The sequence below is a fragment of the Secundilactobacillus pentosiphilus genome, assembly GCF_002217985.1.
GTDB lineage: Bacteria > Bacillota > Bacilli > Lactobacillales > Lactobacillaceae > Secundilactobacillus > Secundilactobacillus pentosiphilus.
This window is the reverse complement of the sequence record NZ_BCMI01000002.1, coordinates 92,305-111,881: the sequence shown is the minus strand read 5'-3', so window position 1 is coordinate 111,881 and position 19,577 is coordinate 92,305. Positions and strand designations below refer to the sequence as shown.

Annotated in this window: 12 protein-coding genes; 10 read left to right on the top strand and 2 right to left on the bottom strand. The window is 41.7% G+C overall.

All coding sequences use genetic code 11. The features are described from left to right. Positions 1 to 72: 72 nt before the first annotated feature. From CES81_RS01615 to CES81_RS01595, 4 genes are all read left to right on the top strand, one after another. Positions 73 to 1,626, top strand: a complete 1,554-nt coding sequence (locus tag CES81_RS01615) for a hypothetical protein (protein ID WP_089120424.1) — start codon at positions 73 to 75, stop codon at positions 1,624 to 1,626. Between the two features lie 115 nt (positions 1,627 to 1,741). Then, entirely contained in the window at positions 1,742 to 4,510 is a 2,769-nt protein-coding gene (locus CES81_RS01610; RefSeq protein WP_089120423.1) for a DEAD/DEAH box helicase, read from the top strand. Positions 4,511 to 4,859: 349 nt separating this feature from the next. Next, positions 4,860 to 5,090, top strand: a complete 231-nt coding sequence (locus CES81_RS01600; protein ID WP_145993315.1) for a hypothetical protein — start codon at positions 4,860 to 4,862, stop codon at positions 5,088 to 5,090. Positions 5,091 to 5,552: 462 nt separating this feature from the next. Continuing rightward, positions 5,553 to 8,639, top strand: a complete 3,087-nt coding sequence (locus tag CES81_RS01595; RefSeq protein ID WP_180949687.1) for a Cna B-type domain-containing protein — start codon at positions 5,553 to 5,555, stop codon at positions 8,637 to 8,639. A gap of 431 nt (positions 8,640 to 9,070) precedes the next feature. Here CES81_RS01595 and CES81_RS01590 read toward each other — a convergent pair whose 3' ends face one another. Continuing rightward, a complete protein-coding gene (locus CES81_RS01590; RefSeq protein WP_089088071.1) occupies positions 9,071 to 10,639 on the bottom strand; it encodes an FGGY-family carbohydrate kinase in 1,569 nt (522 codons plus the stop codon). A gap of 232 nt (positions 10,640 to 10,871) precedes the next feature. Continuing rightward, the gene (locus tag CES81_RS01585; protein ID WP_089088070.1) at positions 10,872 to 11,648 is read right to left on the bottom strand and encodes an SDR family oxidoreductase; all 777 of its coding nucleotides are present in this window, start codon (positions 11,646 to 11,648) and stop codon (positions 10,872 to 10,874) included. 220 nt (positions 11,649 to 11,868) lie between these two features. On the opposite strand from CES81_RS01585, the gene CES81_RS01580 reads away from it, so the two are divergent. The 6 genes from CES81_RS01580 (at position 11,869) to CES81_RS01555 (ending at position 19,524) form a co-directional block, all read left to right on the top strand. Beyond that, positions 11,869 to 12,987: an ROK family transcriptional regulator gene (locus CES81_RS01580; RefSeq protein ID WP_179211601.1), complete on the top strand. Its 1,119-nt coding sequence runs from the start codon at positions 11,869 to 11,871 to the stop codon at positions 12,985 to 12,987. Between the two features lie 309 nt (positions 12,988 to 13,296). Continuing rightward, the gene (locus CES81_RS01575) at positions 13,297 to 14,760 is read left to right on the top strand and encodes a glycoside-pentoside-hexuronide (GPH):cation symporter (RefSeq protein WP_089120420.1); all 1,464 of its coding nucleotides are present in this window, start codon (positions 13,297 to 13,299) and stop codon (positions 14,758 to 14,760) included. A 279-nt stretch (positions 14,761 to 15,039) separates the two neighbouring features. After that, positions 15,040 to 16,971 carry an elongation factor G gene (locus CES81_RS01570; RefSeq protein ID WP_089120419.1) on the top strand — a complete coding sequence of 644 codons (1,932 nt, stop codon included), beginning with the start codon at positions 15,040 to 15,042 and terminating at the stop codon, positions 16,969 to 16,971. Positions 16,972 to 17,184: 213 nt separating this feature from the next. After that, positions 17,185 to 18,129 carry a Dyp-type peroxidase gene (locus CES81_RS01565; protein ID WP_089120418.1) on the top strand — a complete coding sequence of 315 codons (945 nt, stop codon included), beginning with the start codon at positions 17,185 to 17,187 and terminating at the stop codon, positions 18,127 to 18,129. 154 nt (positions 18,130 to 18,283) lie between these two features. Beyond that, positions 18,284 to 19,021: a glycosyltransferase family 2 protein gene (locus CES81_RS01560; RefSeq protein WP_089120417.1), complete on the top strand. Its 738-nt coding sequence runs from the start codon at positions 18,284 to 18,286 to the stop codon at positions 19,019 to 19,021. Then, complete coding sequence (locus CES81_RS01555; RefSeq protein WP_089088064.1) at positions 19,018 to 19,524, top strand: plasmid pRiA4b ORF-3 family protein; 507 nt, start codon at positions 19,018 to 19,020, stop codon at positions 19,522 to 19,524. Before CES81_RS01560 ends, CES81_RS01555 begins: the two co-directional genes overlap by 4 nt. Positions 19,525 to 19,577: the final 53 nt, after the last annotated feature.

Below are 19,577 nucleotides of genomic sequence, written 5' to 3'. Positions count from 1 at the left end.
GCGTCTTTTTTAATAACCTGTATAATTAAATATTATTAACCTATTAATTTTTACTATATTGAGGTGAGCAGTTTGGCAAATATCAAATTAAATCTGTTAGATTTAGACCTTTCTAAAGTACGGTTTAAAGAAAGTAACGTGTTTAGCGACATGCCAGGGGAAGCACTGTCCCAGTTACTAAATGATTATTATTTTAGTGAGGATAAAGTATCAGATATTCTCAAAAAGTATCATCTTAAAATGCAACCCGGTGATGTAGCCAAAGAACTTCCACAGATTGATTCAGAAATTCAATGTCCATATGATAACAATGATATGTTTGTTGATTTACCCTCTAGAACTAGGAAGGATGATTGGGATAAGAATATTGTTTGTCCTCATTGCCACCACACAATTTTTAGAAATAACCTTAGATATTCGGGAATCAATCGTATTTGTAATTGTATGGGATGTCAAAAGAAGAGAAGAGAAGTAGTTCAAACCCGTAAAAAACTCATCGAGAAACAAAATCGGAGCAACTATCCACCGATTGACTATGCTGATTTATCACTAGACTATGTTTTGGACTTGGCTGTAATATTACAGAGTCTCCATGCCAGTAATTTAACAAATATTGGGTCGTTTAATTCATTACCTGATATGGAGAATGAGATCAGCATTACAACATTAAGGCATTTAGCAAGAAGTGGAGTACTTGTTGTATCCGTAGAAAGTCCAAGTGAGGCTATTGAGGTAGATGAAAATGAAAACGAATACAATTTCTTTTTAGATAAAGTTAGTTGGGATATAAATATTGTTCGTAAAAATACAGACAATGACCAACTACTAGAGATTTTAAAGAGTCCGAATGCAGGATTTCCATTGGATTTTATACCTTCGAAGGTGAATGAAGTCTATCTTGAACTAGTATTGTCAGAACTGAATCAACTTGTTATCTATTTATTTGAAGATCTATCATTGACTTATTCAGGTGATGCGGATCACGATAAAATGAAGATGGCTTTTCAGCGTTGGTTGATAAGCTATACACCTGCCCAAATATATTCATTGTTGTGGGCAACAGTTAGGCGTGCGGATAATAGTCGAACTCGAGGTACTTGGGGGAATTACCGATACCACCAGACTGACTTCGTTATCAAATTAGTAGATGATTTAATTGAAAGTAAAAGTACAAGACATGCCGAAGTTGAACCTTATAAATATCCCTATCAAGTAGAGGAGCATTTAAGAACTAAAATATTTTTTTCACAGGTATTGATTAAGCCAGATTGGTTTAATTCAATGGTACCAATTAAAAAGGAAGAGGATGCGCTAGAAATCGCGTCCGTTAACAGTTTAGCAAATCTCACATATTCTTATTTCACAGATTTAAATAAAATTTCTCTAGTTATTAAAAACGCCAATTCATTTTCTATAAAACCGTACGGCATCTTGATTACTTTCGATAACGAGGTAGAACTATTTACTGATCAACTGACACTTTTTCAAAATTTTAAACAAGATAACGCTGATTCGGGTTGGTATGAGCGTGCACAGGGTATTTTTAAAATTTCCCACTTTTATTCACTAGAATTTTTGTTGACACTGCAAAAAGAGTTATTAGTTTCAAAAATTTCTCAGGAATAGAAGAACTGGTCAAAAAAATTTAAATGGAGCAATCCTTGTTTGGTAATAATTCAAAAAGTTGTCTAAATATTTATGGGTGTATTTATCAATTTACTATCTTTTGGGGAGGTATACTATGACAAAAATTAAAACCTTTGAATTAAACGGTCAGCGTTATGAAATCGTAGCAAAGGCAAATGATCAAAGTATGGCTAGCCTTGGAGAGATAGTAATTTACCGGGAAGTTAATACTGAGCAGCTGTTTACAATGCCGCTGTCTGAACTAAAAAATCATTTAATTGAACAACAAATTAATTGGACTGCCAGATTGGATTTATTTAAACGACGCTTTGTTGGACGTACAGATGTTTATGCCTCTCGTTATTTTAATAAAAAAGCGCAACGAAAGGCATATTCTCCTGCAGGACCATGGGAGAATGGTCGGCCGTCTGAAACAGTTCATTATCCATTGACAGATGACGTTATTCGGAAACATCTTAGTCGACATGATAGTAGCGCGATTGGTTTATATCCACTGACTAAAGAGAATACAACTCCCTTTTTAGCAATTGATATTGATGGGCACCATGAAAATCAGCCTTGGAAACAACTTGCTCAGTCTATTACCAAAGTGTGCACTAAGTATGATATTTCGCACTTAATTGAACTATCTCAATCGGGAGTGGGGTGTCATATTTGGTTGTTTTTTGACAGACCAATATCCGCTACTAAAGCACGACATTTCGGTGATGCAATTCTACAAGCAACTCAAGCAATCGAACCAAGGTTACCATTTTCGGCATTTGATAGGATGTTTCCATCTCAAGATCGGATTGATGGTAAACAGCTTGGTAATTTAATTGCAGCACCCTTAGAAGGACAAGCAATTTTGCAAGGACGGAACTGTTTTGTTGATGCCAGTTGGCATCCGCTAAAGCGCCAATGGAAAGTCTTAAAACAAATTGGAATTTTGACTGAAAAAGATGTTACTGAGTTAACAGAGAAAATTACAAGCAGAACGGGGTACCGATTATTCGAAGATGATCGACCTGCAGAATCAAATTTATTTGATGAATCGTTCAGTATCAATCGGAAGTTAACAGTAAAACGCGCTAATTTACTATATATCAAGAAAACGGATCTATCCTCTAAAGAGTTACTTCAGTTAAAATATCTTTCATCTTTTCGCAACCCTGAGTTTTATAAAGCACAGGCAAGTAGACGATCTGTATATAATATTCCTCGCATCATTAGTCTTTTTCATGAGACTAATGATGTACTTGCTCTACCCCGAGGATTAGAGGATAAGTTAAAAGCAGTTGTAGCAAGTATTGATTGGGTGGATGACACAATTGCTGGTCATCCTTTGCACGTTAATTTTAATGGTAAATTATATGATAACCAACTTCCGGCTTATTCGGCTCTGATGGATAGTTATATAGGTATTTTAGCTGCTAGAACTGGTTTTGGAAAGACTGTTATTAGTGCAAGAATAATTGCAGAAAGAGCAGTGAGCACGTTGATTCTCGTAAAAAATAAAACGTTAGCAGAACAATGGTATGAAAGGTTAAGCAGCTTTCTTGATATTAAAGATGAGCCAGTGATTGAAGAGTATACTCCCAAAGGTCGTAAGAAACACAAAAATAAAATAGGGACTTATTATGGTGTAAAAAAGAATCCCAGTGGACTTGTTGATATCGCAACTATACAGTCAATAAGTAAAATGGAAGATTCTCAGGCTTTTTTAGATCATTATGGCATGGTTATCAGTGACGAAGTTCATCATGATGCAGCATATACATTTGATTCTGTGATTGAAAAAATTCGGGGAAAGTATTTATATGGTCTTTCAGCGACACCATATCGGCGGGATGGACAAGAACCCATCATTATTATGAGATTTGGCCCGATTAGGTATCAAACTGATATTATAGATCCAGAATATGCATTATCCGTGAGTAGAAGTGTTGTTCCTCGTTTCACTAATCTTGGTATGACCAGTCTTGAGATGCTGAATAATGGACGTAATGAAAATAACTTAGCAATTTTAAATGATTCGGAACGTAACGCCAACATCATTCGGGACTGTAAAAGAAGCTTGGATGAAGGAAAGCATGTCATTGTTTTAACTAATCTTATTTCTCATGTGGATCAACTTTATGCACAATTGCCACCTGAAAAGACATTCAGAATATACGGAGGAATTAATGCTAGAGATCGAAAAAAGCAGATTGAAAAAATCAATCAATTTAAGGATGCTTTTATCGTTTTGGCAACAGTCTCTATAGGCGGGGAAGGATTAGATATTCCGTCGTTAGACACTATAATATTAGCTATGCCAATAAGTTTTAGAGGTAATGTTGAACAAGTAGTTGGACGCTTGAATCGTAATTTAGCCCATAAAAAAGAACTTAGAATATATGATTATGTTGATATGTTCGTACCCATGTTAATGCATATGTACCGCAAACGGTGTTCATCGTATCGACGATTAGGATATGAAATCGTTGAGGATGATTATTCAAAGCAACGAGGGTTAAAGATGTACAGCGGGCATTACCAGAATTCGATTTTATCACGAGACCAGAAGGCAACAGAAGTATTTATCACAACTCCTAAGTTAAAGCCTTTCTTGCATCAACTCATAAACCAGGTAATTAATCATGGTGGGAAGATTCATATTCTTACAAAAGAAGCCCCAGATCCTGAACTAGTTAGACATGTCAATTGGACACAGTATGAGCATAATCTACCTAACTGTATTATCATAGATGCTCAGCAGCTATGGCTATGCTCTGATCCTGGTTTTGGGTTTAATAAAGGCATGGCAATTAGAATGGAGCATGCGGAGTTTACTAAATCATTTGAAGAAATGCTTATTCAAACCATTACGAGATTAAATTAATAATTGTTTTTAACAACCCCTTTAAAGAATACAAATATTTTCACGTGGAACACCGTATAACTCTTTTTATATTATCTTATGGAATCATACCAGCGCTAATTAACCTTGATTAGAATTAAAGTCGCTCTTAAGTCGCTGTGGGGTAATATCGCCATTTATTTGATGATTACTTTGATTGAATACGGATTAGCATCTATCGGTCATTCTCAGGCGCTAAAAGCGGATGCTCTGAACAATCTTTTCGGCGTTATTTCCACCGTATTTCTGATTGTTGGTTTGCATACAGCTACCGATTCGGATGACCACTTTCTAGTCGGCAAACGAATTTTGTTATTGAATGGGCGAAGTGATGATCGAGTTCAGTTGTCAGGACTTTGACGTGAACTACTTTGGCCTGATCGATGTGACCCAGGCAATGATTCCGCTATTGAAGGCCGGCCGCTCAGAGGATGCACCCGCTCCAGCAGAGATGCAGGACGTTGCTACCGGTGCGGCACAGATCATCAAGATGGCTAGTTTGCCAATGAATGATGCTGCCACGGGAACCTTTACGGAAAATGCGGGTAAGTTACCTTGGTAAAAGCGTCTTAAAGTAATTAGTTAATCCGAAGATTCACATGATAATTAAGCTTTAAGTTATTGAATTTATAATTAAATTTAATAGCTTAAAGCTTTTTCATTCCCAGCGGTACTTAAATGTTTCATATGGAACGTTTAAGTACCGTTTACTATGTTTGTCAGTTTAGATGACTTAATTTGGCCGCAAAAGCTTACTAAAACAAAGTCATTTGCTATATAAAAGGTAACTATGGGGATATCAAAGAAAATATTTTGTATTAAAATTGTCTCTTCATTGAACAATATCAAAAAAGTGTCCATGAATAAATGTTATAGTGCTATAATGACCGCATAAAGAGGATTGACTAGGAGAAGTTAATTTTCTTTATGATTTGTGAAAACTACTTTTTAAAGTAAAGGGGGTGAATTAATATTGAGGAAGCTTTTTTCCATGGATTATTTCACAAAAAAGGGGGATATTTCTGTGAAGAAATTTTTGCTGGCTGTTAGTTTTCTACTGGCTATGCTGACGCTGCTCATCTTGCCAGTAACTGCTAATGCTACAGCAAATAATGTGTCTGTTAATACTGCGGTTGCTACCGGTTCCACTGGTTCAAGCAAGTGTATATATCTGGCAAACCTAGGGAAAAACACGAACACTGTGAATAGTTCAGTGGAGCCTCGTACAACTACTAAAGCGTCACAGGCGACAGTTACTGATGAACAATCTGAGAAGCCGAATACAGCAACGACTAATGATCAAGCTCAAAAGCCAGCGACGACAACTCCTGATGTGACAATGACTCAGGATCCTACAGTAAAAGCTGAGAAGACTGAATCTAATCACAGCAATGAATCATTCAAAGAAGCTGTTGCGCCTGCAGTTTTCGTACCAGAAATTAGTTACAAATCTGGTGAAACAGGCAAAGATATTTCTAGTGATGTTACTGTTAATCAACAATTGACGGATATTAATGGTAATAACATTGATGGAAGTTATCAGAAAGATATTCATGATGGTGACTTTGTACACTTTCTTTCTAATTTTACTATCAATGATACTGCAGTGCGTCAGATAAAGAATGGTGATTACTTCAGTGTTAAGCTCCCTGACCAAATAGTATTCACTGACACATCAGTGTTTCCTTTAATAGATAAGCATTTATCAGGCAATCCTGAGATTGGCTCGTATCAATTAGTAAAAATTGGTGATACTCAAAAACTGGTAAAAGTCGCATTCAATGATTATCTGGAGAAGAACACTGGTGTTACGGATGTTTCTGCCACTATTGATACTCGTGGTAAGGTAACCGAGGGTCAAAAAACCATCAGTTATCAACAGGGTGGCACAGTTCCTCTTGATGTTAAACCTGCTCCTAATGGACAGCCGGTTAGCGGTGATCCTTACCAAGGTAAAGGGCCAATCGTTAAAGAAGGGTATCAAGTTCTTGATGATAATGGTCGTCCAACTGGCGAAGTTAACTGGACGTTAAATGTTAATATTGACGCCATAGCAGATGCATTGGGTACTGGAACCGTGTCTGCTGATCATGTAATGAAGAATGCAGTTGTTTATGATAATTTGACGCCAGGGCAAACTGTATCTCAGGACTCAACACCACGTTTGAGTGTCCCAATTTATTTAAGAGACCAGGATGGTAATGTGTTGAGTACTACTGATACCGTACTTGGCGTTAATGTAGGTCAAAATGTATCTCTAGCTGATGTTGCTGCTGCTAATGGTGATGAATCTACTGATAACGTCACTTTTACTCAATTTAATGATTACGTTAAGAGTCATCTGGGCTCGTATGGATTCTTCAAGCAAACTAGTAATGGTAACGTTTATGGTCAGTCATACACTGCTGGGCAGTACACTTTTATCATGAACGTTGGTGATCTTGGTGTTAAGGATAGTGCAGGTAATCAATTAAGTCTGACACAACCGACGTCAGGTTCAAATGAGGATCAGGTTCGTGACAAAGTTCCGTCTGAAGGAGTAGCTAATGTTGGCCAAACTGTCGACGGCTATCATAATTTACTGAAAGCTACTGGAAACTCAGGTATAGCTGGTTTGCATATCGAATTTCGTATGAATGAAGATGCATCCACTACGCATGACCTTAGCAATACAGCAATTGTTGCGCATGATAATACTCAAGCAACGTCTAACCACTATACAATTCAGTATAGTGGAACAGATAGTGATGTTGAGTTGACGATTGCTCAGGGTGTCATCGAAATTCACAAGTATGGTACTGATAAAGATTCAAAAGGTGACTACTCTAAACTAGCTGGCGCTGAATTTAAGATTACTAATGCCACTGGTATTATTGTAGCGGATTTAACGACGGATGATAGTGGATCTGCCCAGACTAACCCTTTACTGAGTGGCACATACACTATTACTGAAGTTAAGCCGGCTAGTGGCTATCAGAATACGTTACTAGATGATGGAGCCGGTAACGTATTAGGTGATGGTAAATCATACACAATAACCATTGACCGTAATATTGATAAGCATGGTGTTCTTGTCAATATCTTCAACAAGAAGAACACAACCAATATCGAAGTAACTAAGACTTGGAGTGGCGTACCAACTGGTACGGAAACACCAACAGTGACAGTTACTTTGTATGCTAATGGGAAATCAACTGGTAAGACACTAACCTTAACAAGTGATAACCAGTACAAGGGTAGCTTTACTGACCTAGATGTGACCGATGTCAATGGCAAAGTAATTGCCTACACAGTTAAGGAACTAACTAAAGTTGCTGGCTATATCGCCGAAAATGGTGGAATCGCGGTAGTGATTAATGGCAAGGCTGAACTTGTAAATAAGTTCATTCCACCTATCGTGCCACCTGTTAAGCCTAAAACCAATGTCAATGTTGCTAAAATTTGGAAAGGGGTACCAACCGGTACACAAGCCCCAGATATTACCGTTACTTTACTTGTTAACGGTGAAGTAACGACTAAGACGCTGCTGTTAACTAACGGCAACCACTATACAGGTCGTTTTACTGATCTAGATGTGACGGATGCCAATGGCAACATAATTATCTACAGTGTTAAAGAAACACCAGTTGCTGGTTTTACCGCTGAAAATGACGGTGTTGCCACAGCTGTTGACGGAACTGCAACTTTGGTTAACGATTACGATGTTCCAGTTAAGCCGGAGAAACCCCAGACGCCTCCAACACCACCTGTAACGCCTCCAACACCGGAGAATCCGAATACTCCGAATATCCCGGAAACGCCGATTACACCTGAAGAACCAAAGACACCAAACGTTCCAGAAACACCTGTGACCACAACTGATCAAAATCGTGCATCAACGCCAACGCCTTCTAAGAATCGCGTTAACACACCTGTTACACGTGTTAAAGCTACTCAGGTTCACGGAAACGCCGTTGTTAAACCACGTAAGCAGGACAATGTCCAACCACAATCAACTGAAGCTAAATTGCCACAAACTTCTGAAAAGCAATCATCTTCAGTAGCTTTGATTGGTATTGCACTGTTATTGATGCTGTTTGTACCAACGACTTTGCTTAAGAAAAACGCTTAAACGAAGAAAAAGTTAAATAGTTTCAATTGGGAAAGCACCTCTACCGGTTTGGTGGGGGTGCTTTTTTAGATGATAAGAAGGGCTATATCACGTTCAAGATTCTATTTAGCGTTATAATCTGAGTGATCATAGAGGGGAAGGGCTAGCGTGAATAATCTCGCGCAATGTTTGTACCCACTTATCAGTGATCGAAAAACAGGGAATCGAGAAACTTCAAACCGCATTAAAGGGAATGACCTTAACTGATATGGCCGGGCTGCTATCGGCCATTAACGGGCTTTAGAAGCGGTATCGGATTTAGACTGTGATTTAACAGGATCTGCTAAGTAGTGGCGAAAATAAAAACTAGTGGGAGCCGGGCAAGGCTCTCACTAGTTTTTTAATAGTTAAGTTAGTTATGGTTATTATTCTGTGATTCGTGTCAATTTAAATTAAACAGTTTGTTCTTCTTTTTTGAGTAACTGTTCAGATTCCTTAGTGATCTGGGTGAGGGTGTGCATGTCACCTTCAAGATCACCGTAGAGTTGACGGTAAAGCTTGTAGAATTTGTTGTAAGCTTCGTGCTTCTTTGGATCTGGTTCGATCTTGTCGCCAAGAACTTGCCACTTCTGCACGTCTTCAACGTCTAAGATACCAGTACCAAGACCTGCGAGCATGACATCGCCTAAGTTAGCTTCAGCGTTTTCGATTGGTGTCCGAACAGCGTAGCCAGTAACATCGGCAAACATTTGAACCCAGTCAGGTGAGTTAGTCACACCACCGGCAATGACGACGTAATCGCCAAGGTCGCGGCCAGTTGCTTCCATACTGTGACGTAAAGCGTAGCAAACAGCTTCTTGAAAGGCGTGGAACAAATGACCCTTGGTGTGGACTAATGATAGGCCAAAAATGGTTCCTTTAGCATCAGAGTTCCAAACAGGTGCCCGTTCACCCATGAAGTAAGGGAGAACAACCAAACCTTCACTACCAACAGGAATGTCGTGGGCTTCCTTGCCTAATGCGACATAGGCGTTATCGCCGCCAGCTTTTTGGGCAGCCACTTCTTTTTCGCCAAAGACGTCACGGAACCACTTCGTAATGGCACCGGCAGTAGCTGAACCAGAGAAGTTGTAAACCAAGTCTTCAGACTTGTAAGGATATGGCCATACGATCAAGCCTTTACCTTTGATAGGCGTCTTGCTGACAAGAGCAGCGTTCATTGATGAACCAATAGCGGCAACGTAACGGCCTGGTTCAAAGACACCCATCCCAACGTTAGCAGCACCAACGTCGACACCACCAGAAACAACTGGGGTACCAGCCTTAAGGCCTAAGTCAGCAGCAGCTTCGTTTGTAATGTGGCCAACGATCGTCGTTGAGTCAACGATTGGTTCTGGCATCATGCTCTCAGGAATATCCATTGCGTTCAGTAATTCCTTTGACCAAGTATGCGTGTTGATGTCGTACAAACCACCTAAGTTACCGGCCGCAGTATGGTCGATGCAAACGGCGCCAGTTAATTGATAGATAGCGTAGTTGCTTGGTGGCAGGAACATGTGGATCTTACGCCAGTTTTCTGGTTCGTGGTTCTTGATCCATAAAATCTTGGTGTAACCGTAGTATGGGTCAACTACATCGTCACCAGTGATCTCTGTCAGTTTTTCGGTGGAGATGTTAGCTTTAACCCATTCAGTTTCTTCTTCAGCACGACGGTCCATCCAAATCAAGTCCGGACGTACAGGTTTCATGTCCTTATCAACTGGAACACCTGAACCACCGTAAAGGCCACTAATGCCTAAGCCTTTAATGTCTTCTGGAGCGACGCCGGACTTTTTAACAACGGCGCGGATGGAATCTTTAACACCTTTAACCCAAACGTTTGGCCATTGTTCAGCCCAGAGTGGTTTTGGTGTTAAAACATCATATTCTTCAAGATCTTGAGCAATCAGTTTACCAGTTGTATCCATTAAGATACTCTTAGTACCTGAAGTCCCAATATCTGTACCAATTAAATATTGCATGGGAATGCTTCCTTTCATTCGATCATATTTGATGGGGTAGGGAACATGGTGATTAAATGGTTGGGCAAGTGAGAATATTGACTCTCACTATACATCTAGTCGCTGTACGTTCCGCAAGGCTAAGACTTATAAATAAGGTACTTCCGGCAGAAACACCCCATTGCTGGGGTGCTGCCGACGCAAGCACCTTATATTGCGGTCCTTAAGCGCCTCTTTAAATACATTGTTCTTATTACCAAGCTGTGAAGGCACCATCAACAAGGTAGTCATCACCAGTTGAGAAGCTGCTGGTATCGCCGGCCAAGTAAACAGCCATACCTTGTAATTCATCAGGACGACCTAAGCGGCCAAGTGGTGCCCAATCGTTCCAGGTCTTGATCAATGGCTTCAATGATTCTGAGCTCAAAGTCAAGTCAGTGCCCATGTAACCTGGGCTGATGGTGTTAACACGAACGCCTTTTTTAGCCCATTCAATAGCAAGTGACTTCGATAATTGAATAACACCGTTCTTAGTAGCGTTGTATGAACATTGTGGTTGTGGACGGTTAACAATGTGAGCAGACATTGAAGCGGTGTTCACGATTGAACCCTTGCCTTGCTTGATCATGTAACGGCCAGCGGCTTGTGAGCAAAGGAAGACGGAGTTTAAGTTCAAGTTAACAACCTTCAACCAGTCTTCATATGACATTTCTTCGGCTGGAATGTTCAAGCACATACCGGCGTTGTTAAATGCAGCATCAAGGCCACCTAATTCTGAAACAACCGTTTCAACCATCTTTTTAACTTGGTCGGGATCGGTAACATCGGTCTTAACGGCAATTGCCTTACGACCTGTGCTCTTTGCAATTTCATCAGCGGTTGCTTTTGCTTTGTCTTCGTTGATATCAACGATGGCGACATCGGCACCGGCTTCGGCTAAGGCCGTTGCCATTGCTTTCCCTAATCCTTGTGCTCCACCGGTAACGTAAGCTTTCTTACCGGTAAGGGCCATACGATCTAAAATACCCATATCTGTTCCTCCTCAGGAAAATATAGTGTGATTAAAATTTCGCGGATTGCAAAACGAAAACTATTTAATAAATTCATTTTGTAAAAGCGCTTTATTTAATTCACGACTAATGTAACCCCTTTCAAAATAAATGTCAACACTTTTTGAAAACGTTTTTAAAATTGCATTTTAAGCATTATGATGGTAGGTTTTAACTATGACATTACGGGGGGACGAACGAATGAAACGTGATAATAGCAGACCGTCCGGACATTACCGGGCGATGTACAAATTAATTTATGAATCAGGAAAAATTTCTAAGCAAGACATTGCTAAGAAGATGGATTTGAGTTTGCCAACGGTAACTCAAACGTTGCATCAACTAATGGAAGATGAGCAAATTGTGACTGATGGTAAATTCTCCTCAAGTGTTGGCCGACGTGCGGTTGTTTATTCCCCAAACAACGAAAAGGCTTATGCTGTTGGGTTGGAACTATTCGCCAACCACGTGACGGCAACGTTAGTAAACGTCTTGTACGAGGATTTGGGCTCTGCCACAATTAACCTGCCGTTTACCATTGAACTGGGATACTTTCAGCAACTGGGTAATTGGGTGCGAGATTTTATTAAGGCCCAAAAAATTCCGCTGGATAAAGTTGCTGGTGTGGGTATCGGTATTCAAGGCTTGATTTCTTCTGATGGAAAAACGGTGCTCTATGGTAAGATTTTAAATTGCACTGGTTTAACTAGCGGACAGTTCGAGCGTGCGTTTGGCATACCGGTAACGTTATTTCATGATGCGGATTGTGTTGCCTTGGCTGAACAGACGCAGTCAAAGAACCATGAGGATGCGACTTATTTGTCGATTGGCGAGCATTTAGGCACGGCCATTGTGATCAACGACCGGATCTACACGGGTGCGAAGGGACGAAGCGGTACCATGGAGCACATCACGCTTAATTCCCAAAACGGACACCTGTGTTACTGCGGTCGGCGGGGGTGCATAGAAACCTACAGTTCTTTAAGTGCACTTTTGAAACGGGACGAAAACATTCAGAGTTTTATGGATCACCTTGCACAGCAGGACCAAGAAACGGTTCAACGTTGGCGAAACTATTTAACTAATCTCGCTGAGGTAATCAATAATTTGCATATGTTCGTTGATAACCGGTTAGTGATAGCCGGCGAGCTGGTCAAGTTTTTGGACGACCATGCAGTTGAGTTTATCAATGATCGTATTAAAAAGATTACCGCTTTTCCAGAGGATGAGCCCTATGTAGAACGTGGGACAGTGCAATCAAGGGCGGTTTCTTATGGCGCCACATTGCAGATTATAAAAACGGTTTTAGATAATATCTAACGATTTTCTAGACGTAACTTCCTTTGCAGAAGTTACGTTTTTTAGTGGATTTAAAAGTTCAAAGTATCACAATAATAGGAAATAAAGAATTTTTATGCTTTAAATTTAGGAATTAAACACGTTGGTGTTAAGCGCTTTCATGGCCTTTGAAGGGAAATTTTAACTAAGTGAAATAGAAATCTAACTTGCACTTTGAAACCGGTTACAACTATAATGTACACCAATAAGTAATCTAGTTTTACAAAATGACTTATTCAATTAGGTTACTGCAATTATTTTGACATTATTAAATCACTAGGAGGGTTCCCATTGAAAAAGTATATTTCCTACGCCCTTGGTGCCTTTGGCCATGATGCGTTTTACAATACACTAAGTATTTATTTCATGATGTTTGTCACTAGTCAATTATTCACCAATGCTGGTGACGCAAAGATGGTTGGGTTCGTTACAACTTTAATCGTTGTCATTCGGGTTGGTGAAATTATGTTTGATCCAATCATTGGTGGGGTTGTTGATAACACCAATACCCGCTGGGGTAAGTTTAAGCCTTGGTTACTTGGTGGTTCACTCGTTGCCTCCGCTGGGTTAATCATGATTTTCTCTGATTACTTCGGTTTGACGACAAGTAACCCGATGTTATATCTCATTCTCTTCGGGATTACTTTCGTTCTGTTGGATGGCAGTTACTCATTTGCCGATATTTCGTTTTGGTCAATGCTGCCAGCATTGAGTATGAAAGCTGACGAACGGACAAAGTTTGGGACATTTGCCCGGTTTGGTTCAACACTTGGCGCTCAAGGTGTTATTATCATTATCACCCCAGCAATTATGTTATTTTCTCAAATCTTTTCCGGTGCTAAAAGCGGCCAGCAGACGCAGGCTGGTTGGTTAGGTTATGCCATTGTTGTGGCGGTCCTATGTGTCGGTGGTGCGATGATGACGTGTTTGAACACCAATGAACAGCACAATAAGATTCGTAATAACACGAAGCATACTGGTGTTCTTGAAGTCTTCAAAGTTATTGCTCGCAATGATCAGTTGTTATGGATCGCGCTGGCTTACTTCTTATTTGCCTTCAGCTACGTTGTTAACAACTCACTGCTGATGTATTACTTCCGTTATCGTTTAGGTAATGCTGGGGCATACACTTGGGTTGGTGTGATCACTTGTATTTTGGGTGTTATCTCAGTTGCTTCATTCCCAGCACTTGAAGCACTCGTACACCGTAAGGCAATTTTCTGCGGCGGTATTGGGGTTATGCTTCTTGGTTACATTCTCTTCTTGTTTGCTGGAACGAACTTGCTGTTAGCACTGGTTGCTATCGGTTTGTTATTCTTCCCTTACCCGTTGATTTTCTTGGCAACCTTAATGGCAATTACTGACAGTGTGGAATATGGGCAATTAAAGAGCGGTCACCGGAACGAATCCGTTACTTTGTCAGTTCGTCCCTTAATTGATAAGTTGTCTGGTGCCATTTCAAATGGTGTTGTCGGTATCGTTGCCGTGGCTGCAGGCATGACCGGAGATGCTAAGCCAAGTGATATTTCTGCTTCTGGCGTCTTTCACTTCAACATGTTCATGTTCTACATTCCAATGGTCTTGCTAGTGGTTTCAGCTTTGCTCTTCTTTACCAAGGTTCAACTATCTGAAAAGAAGCATGCTCAGATTGTTGAAAAGCTTGAAACGAAGCTGGATGATAATGGTAACACAGAGGCGAGTACAGTAACCACGGATGTGAATACTGATGCTAATGCAGTTCCAGATCATTCATAGGATTTAAACTTTAAACGCTGATTAATATTAAAATTGGAAGCGGTCTCTATCATCTGGTAGGGACCGTTTTTATTCGCTATTATGAGGAAAATGAACCGGGTATTCTATTACAAATTGGGTGTGAGAGGGCACGATTGTTCAATTAAATATTACCCGGGAAATAATCAAAATTTCTTGCCCGGCTTTTTTATTAATGATGGTGCTATAATCCTTTTTCAGTTGCTTATTGGTGATAACATGGAATAATAAGAGTATTGAACAACTACAGGGGGAACAGGCATGAAACACATCGTAACTGGAATTATTGCCCACGTGGACGCGGGAAAGACTACGCTGTCTGAAGCTTTACTTTATAAGGCGGGGATACTGTCACACCTGGGCCGAGTAGATAATGGTGATGCGTTTCTTGACCCCGATGATCTGGAGAAGAAACGCGGCATCACCATTTTTTCTCACGAAGCGAGTCTGCAATATGATCAGTTGAACTTAACCTTACTAGATACGCCGGGTCACGCGGATTTTGGCGCTCAAACGGAACAGGTCCTAAGCGTCTTGGATGACGCTATTTTGGTGGTTTCCGCTACCGATGGCGTTCAGGGCTATACGCGGACGTTATGGCGGTTATTGTCGCGGTATAACATCCCCACCTTTATTTTTGTGAATAAAATGGATGCTCCCGGCGTTGATCGGGAGGCGTTGCTGACGCAGCTACAGACGGAGTTATCGCCCGGCTGCCTAGCATTTGATGGCGACAGCATCGCTGATAGCTACGAAGATATTGCGTTACAGGATGATTCAGTGCTTGATGGTTACATGGCCTCGGAAACGCTGAGTGATGACGTTATCCGGCAATTGATCAGTCAGCGAAAAGTCTTCCCAACTTATTTCGGTGCAGCACTGAAACTAAACGGCGTTGATACCCTAATGGCCGGCTTACAGCAATGGACAACTGAACGGAAAGCGAATCAAAGTTTCGGTGCCCGGATCTTTAAAGTCTCACATGATGAAAAGGGCGAACGGCTGACCTGGGTACGTGTGACGGGCGGTGAACTGCACCCCCGGGATGAAGTCTTGCCGGAGCAAAAGATCAATCAGCTGCGTCAGTATAATGGCACCAAATATACGGTAAATCAGACGATCACTGCTGGTGAAGTCTGTGCCATTACCGGACTTACAGGGACACGCCCTGGACAGGGTCTAGGTGATCTGGCGGATAGTCAAGCACCGGTTCTGCAGCCGGTTTTGACGTATAAAGTTGATCCACAAGGAAATGATTTGCACGCTTGTTTAACCGCCTTGCAGCAGCTGGAAGATGAAGATCCGCAACTGCACGTGACCTGGTCAAACCAGTTGCAGGAGATCCGGGTACAGCTGATGGGTGCCATGCAGCTGGAAGTCATTCAACAGCTGTTAGAGCAGCAGTTTCAACTGGACGTGAGTTTTGATGAAGGCAGTATCCTCTATAAAGAAACCATCACTGATCCAATCGAAGGGGTTGGTCATTTTGAACCGTTGCGGCACTACGCTGAAGTCCATTTACTGATGACACCGACACCACGTGGCAGCGGTGTTAGTTTTGCCGCCGATTGCTCACTGGAGGTACTGGATAAAAATTGGCAGCATCAAATTATGACGAGTTTGAAAGCTAAGCAGCACCTGGGTGTATTAACGGGTGCACCGATCACCGATATGCAGATCACGTTGATCGGCGGACGCGGCAGTATCGTGCATACGGTTGGCGGCGACTTCAGGCAGGCGACTTGGCGAGCAGTTCGTCAGGGGCTCATGATGACCAAGCAGCAGGGGACAGCGCAGTTATTAGAGCCCTGGTATCAGTTTCGCCTAACAGTGACTCAAGACCAGGTCGGCCGGGCAATGAACGACATTCAGCGAATGGCTGGTGAATTTGAAACGCCGGACAATACCGCTGGCACCGTGGTTACACTTACAGGCAGCGCGCCGGTTGCCGAAATGCAGGGGTACGCTCAAACGGTCAACGCCTATACCCATGGTCAAGGCGAATTAGAGTGTGTCGTTGATGACTACCGGCCGTGTCATAATGCTGAAGAAGTGATTGCCGCAGCAGCTTATGATCCGGTAGGAGATTTGGAGAATACCCCAGATTCCGTTTTCTGTGCGCATGGTGCCGGCTATCCCGTCAAATGGAATCAGTTACCGGTAATGGCGCATTATCCTTACGCGAAGAATTAATCACTAGAAAAGCACTTTTGAGCGATGAGCTTGAAAGTGCTTTTTAAGTTCACGTGTAAGGTGTTAGCTATCATCTGAATAAGCTTAAAATTAAGCTTAAGAAAGCGCTTTAATCAGTGTTAAATTGTGGTAAAATAACTTTAGCTAAGAATTGTTCTAAAGTGAATACTTTTAAAAGATAGTGGTACTGGCTATCTAAGGAGGAGATTAGGAATGGCAATTGATTTGAAAGACGTTCAGTCAGTTTATAAGGATGCGGGAAGTAACATTATTTTCTCAACGATGGACTTAAAGCGTGAGGATCATGATGCTGATCTAGAAATGATTCAAGACCTGGCAGAACATTTGCCGGCGTTTGAAAATTCGCTGAACATTCGGTACCCAGATGCGGGATTAGCGGTTGCTTTCGGTTTCTCACGCAAGGCCTGGGACTATCTCTTTCCCGATGCTAAACGGCCTAAAGAATTAGAGGAGTTCGCACCGGTTGTGGGGCCAAAATATACGGCACCGGCAACGCCTGCGGACCTGTTCTTCCATGTACGGGCGAAAGATTCAGCTGTTCCCTTTGAGTTAATGACCATGGTGATGGAACGAATCCAAGATAACGTTACGGTACTTGATGAAACTCACGGCTTCCGCTATTTTGAAGGACGGGCCATTATCGGCTTTGTGGATGGTACGGAAAATCCGAGTGCCCTGGATACACCCGACTACGCGGTCATTGGCGATGAAGATCCGGCATTCATTAACGGCTCGTATGCGTTTGCTCAAAAGTATGCCCACGATATGGAAGCCTGGAACAACTTAAAGACCGAGCAGCAGGAACAAGCTATTGGCCGAAAGAAATTCAATGACGTGGAACTTGAAGATGATCAAAAGGCACCCAACGCCCATAACATTGCCTCCCAAGACAATGAGGGCGGGGTTGAACATAAAATTGTGCGGATGAACGTGCCTTTTTCGAACCCCACAGAGAATGTTAACGGGACTTACTTTATCGGCTATGCCCGTCACTGGACGGTTACCAAGCGGATGCTGACAAATATGTTTACCAAGTCTGACCGGTTGTTGGATTTCTCAACGCCAGAAACTGGTGAAGTATTCTTTATCCCATCATTTACTGTTCTTGGTAAAATTGCAGACGGTGAGGAACTTTAAATTTTGGAATAGGGTAGAGTCTGTCAATTTGGCAGGCTTTTTTAATTGAAAATACCACATTTGCAGCTTCAGGTATAAAGTCGAGTGAAGATAATTGACTATGTCGTGTATTCTGCCATAATGACGACAAAATGAAAGTTTTGGGGTGAATGCAATGATCAAGCTGACACTAGTAGTACCCACCTATAATTTAAGTCATTATTTTAATGAAACCCTGCAAACGATAGCTAACCAGACGGAAGATTTTGAGCTGTGGCTGGTTGATGATCATTCTACGGATGGTACGGCAGAAAAAGCAGCGGAATTCGTGAAGGGAATACCGATGTTTCACGTGGAACAATTTGATCATCATCATGGGGTTTCAGCTGCCCGTAATTTTGGTATTGATCACGCAACTGGGGATGCGGTAGCCTTTGTAGATGGCGATGACCGTCTGCACCCAGACTTCGCTAAAACCATTATTACCGGGTTTCAGAAAGAGACACCAGCGGTAACGGTCGGTTATCAATGGTGGCATACGCCGATGGAGCAGCAGGATCACTACGAAACCTTTTCTCAGCAAATGATGTTTCGTCAGGCAAGCCTACGGGGATCTGAAATTGGCGGATATGTTTGGAATAAGGCTTTTTCGTTACCGGCTATTCGACAGCAGCAGTTGCGGTTTGATGAATCACTGACGATCGCGGAAGATTATTTATTTACCACGACTTACATTGCTCACAATCCAGGCATTTATCTTTATGATCCAGCAATTAGATACACGAAGATCAACCGGCCTAATAGTACACTGCGTTCACGAAGTGCGGCAGAACGGCGGGTTGAAGATCAGGTTTTTGACCGAATTTACCGAATGGGTGCGCAGTTAGCTAAAGTGACTGGAGGTGCCTCATGATTGAAAGTAGTATGATGCAGCTCAAAGTGACATTAAAAGACGTCAAACCAGATACCTGGCGACGGGTTGTCGTTCCTACTAGTATCCGGTATGATCAGCTGCATGCCATCATCCAAGTATTGTTTGGGTGGACGAATAGTCATTTGCACAGCTTTTCGCCAGTTGATGATCCCACTACTGAATACGGCATCGTGATGCAAGATCTGGATGTGGGTGACAAAATGTTAGATGAGAGTGAAAACTTTGCTTATCCGGACCTCGAGAAAGGCGATGTGACATATATTTACGACTTCGGTGCTAGTTGGACGCACCAAATTGAGTTAGAAAAGATGATCACGATGAAGGCCTTTCTTCAAGCTAAGCACCACCAGCTCCCAGTTGTGCTGGCGGGCAAGGGACCAGAACGGATAGAGGCAACGGGCGATCGCGGCGGCGCGTTTGATCCCCAGAAAATCAACGGGTTATTTGGCGAGTTTGCCGGCAGCTGGGATGAAGCTTATTGATTCATTGATGTAACACGTTTGCGGGGCACCGCAGACGTGTTTTTTAATTGGCT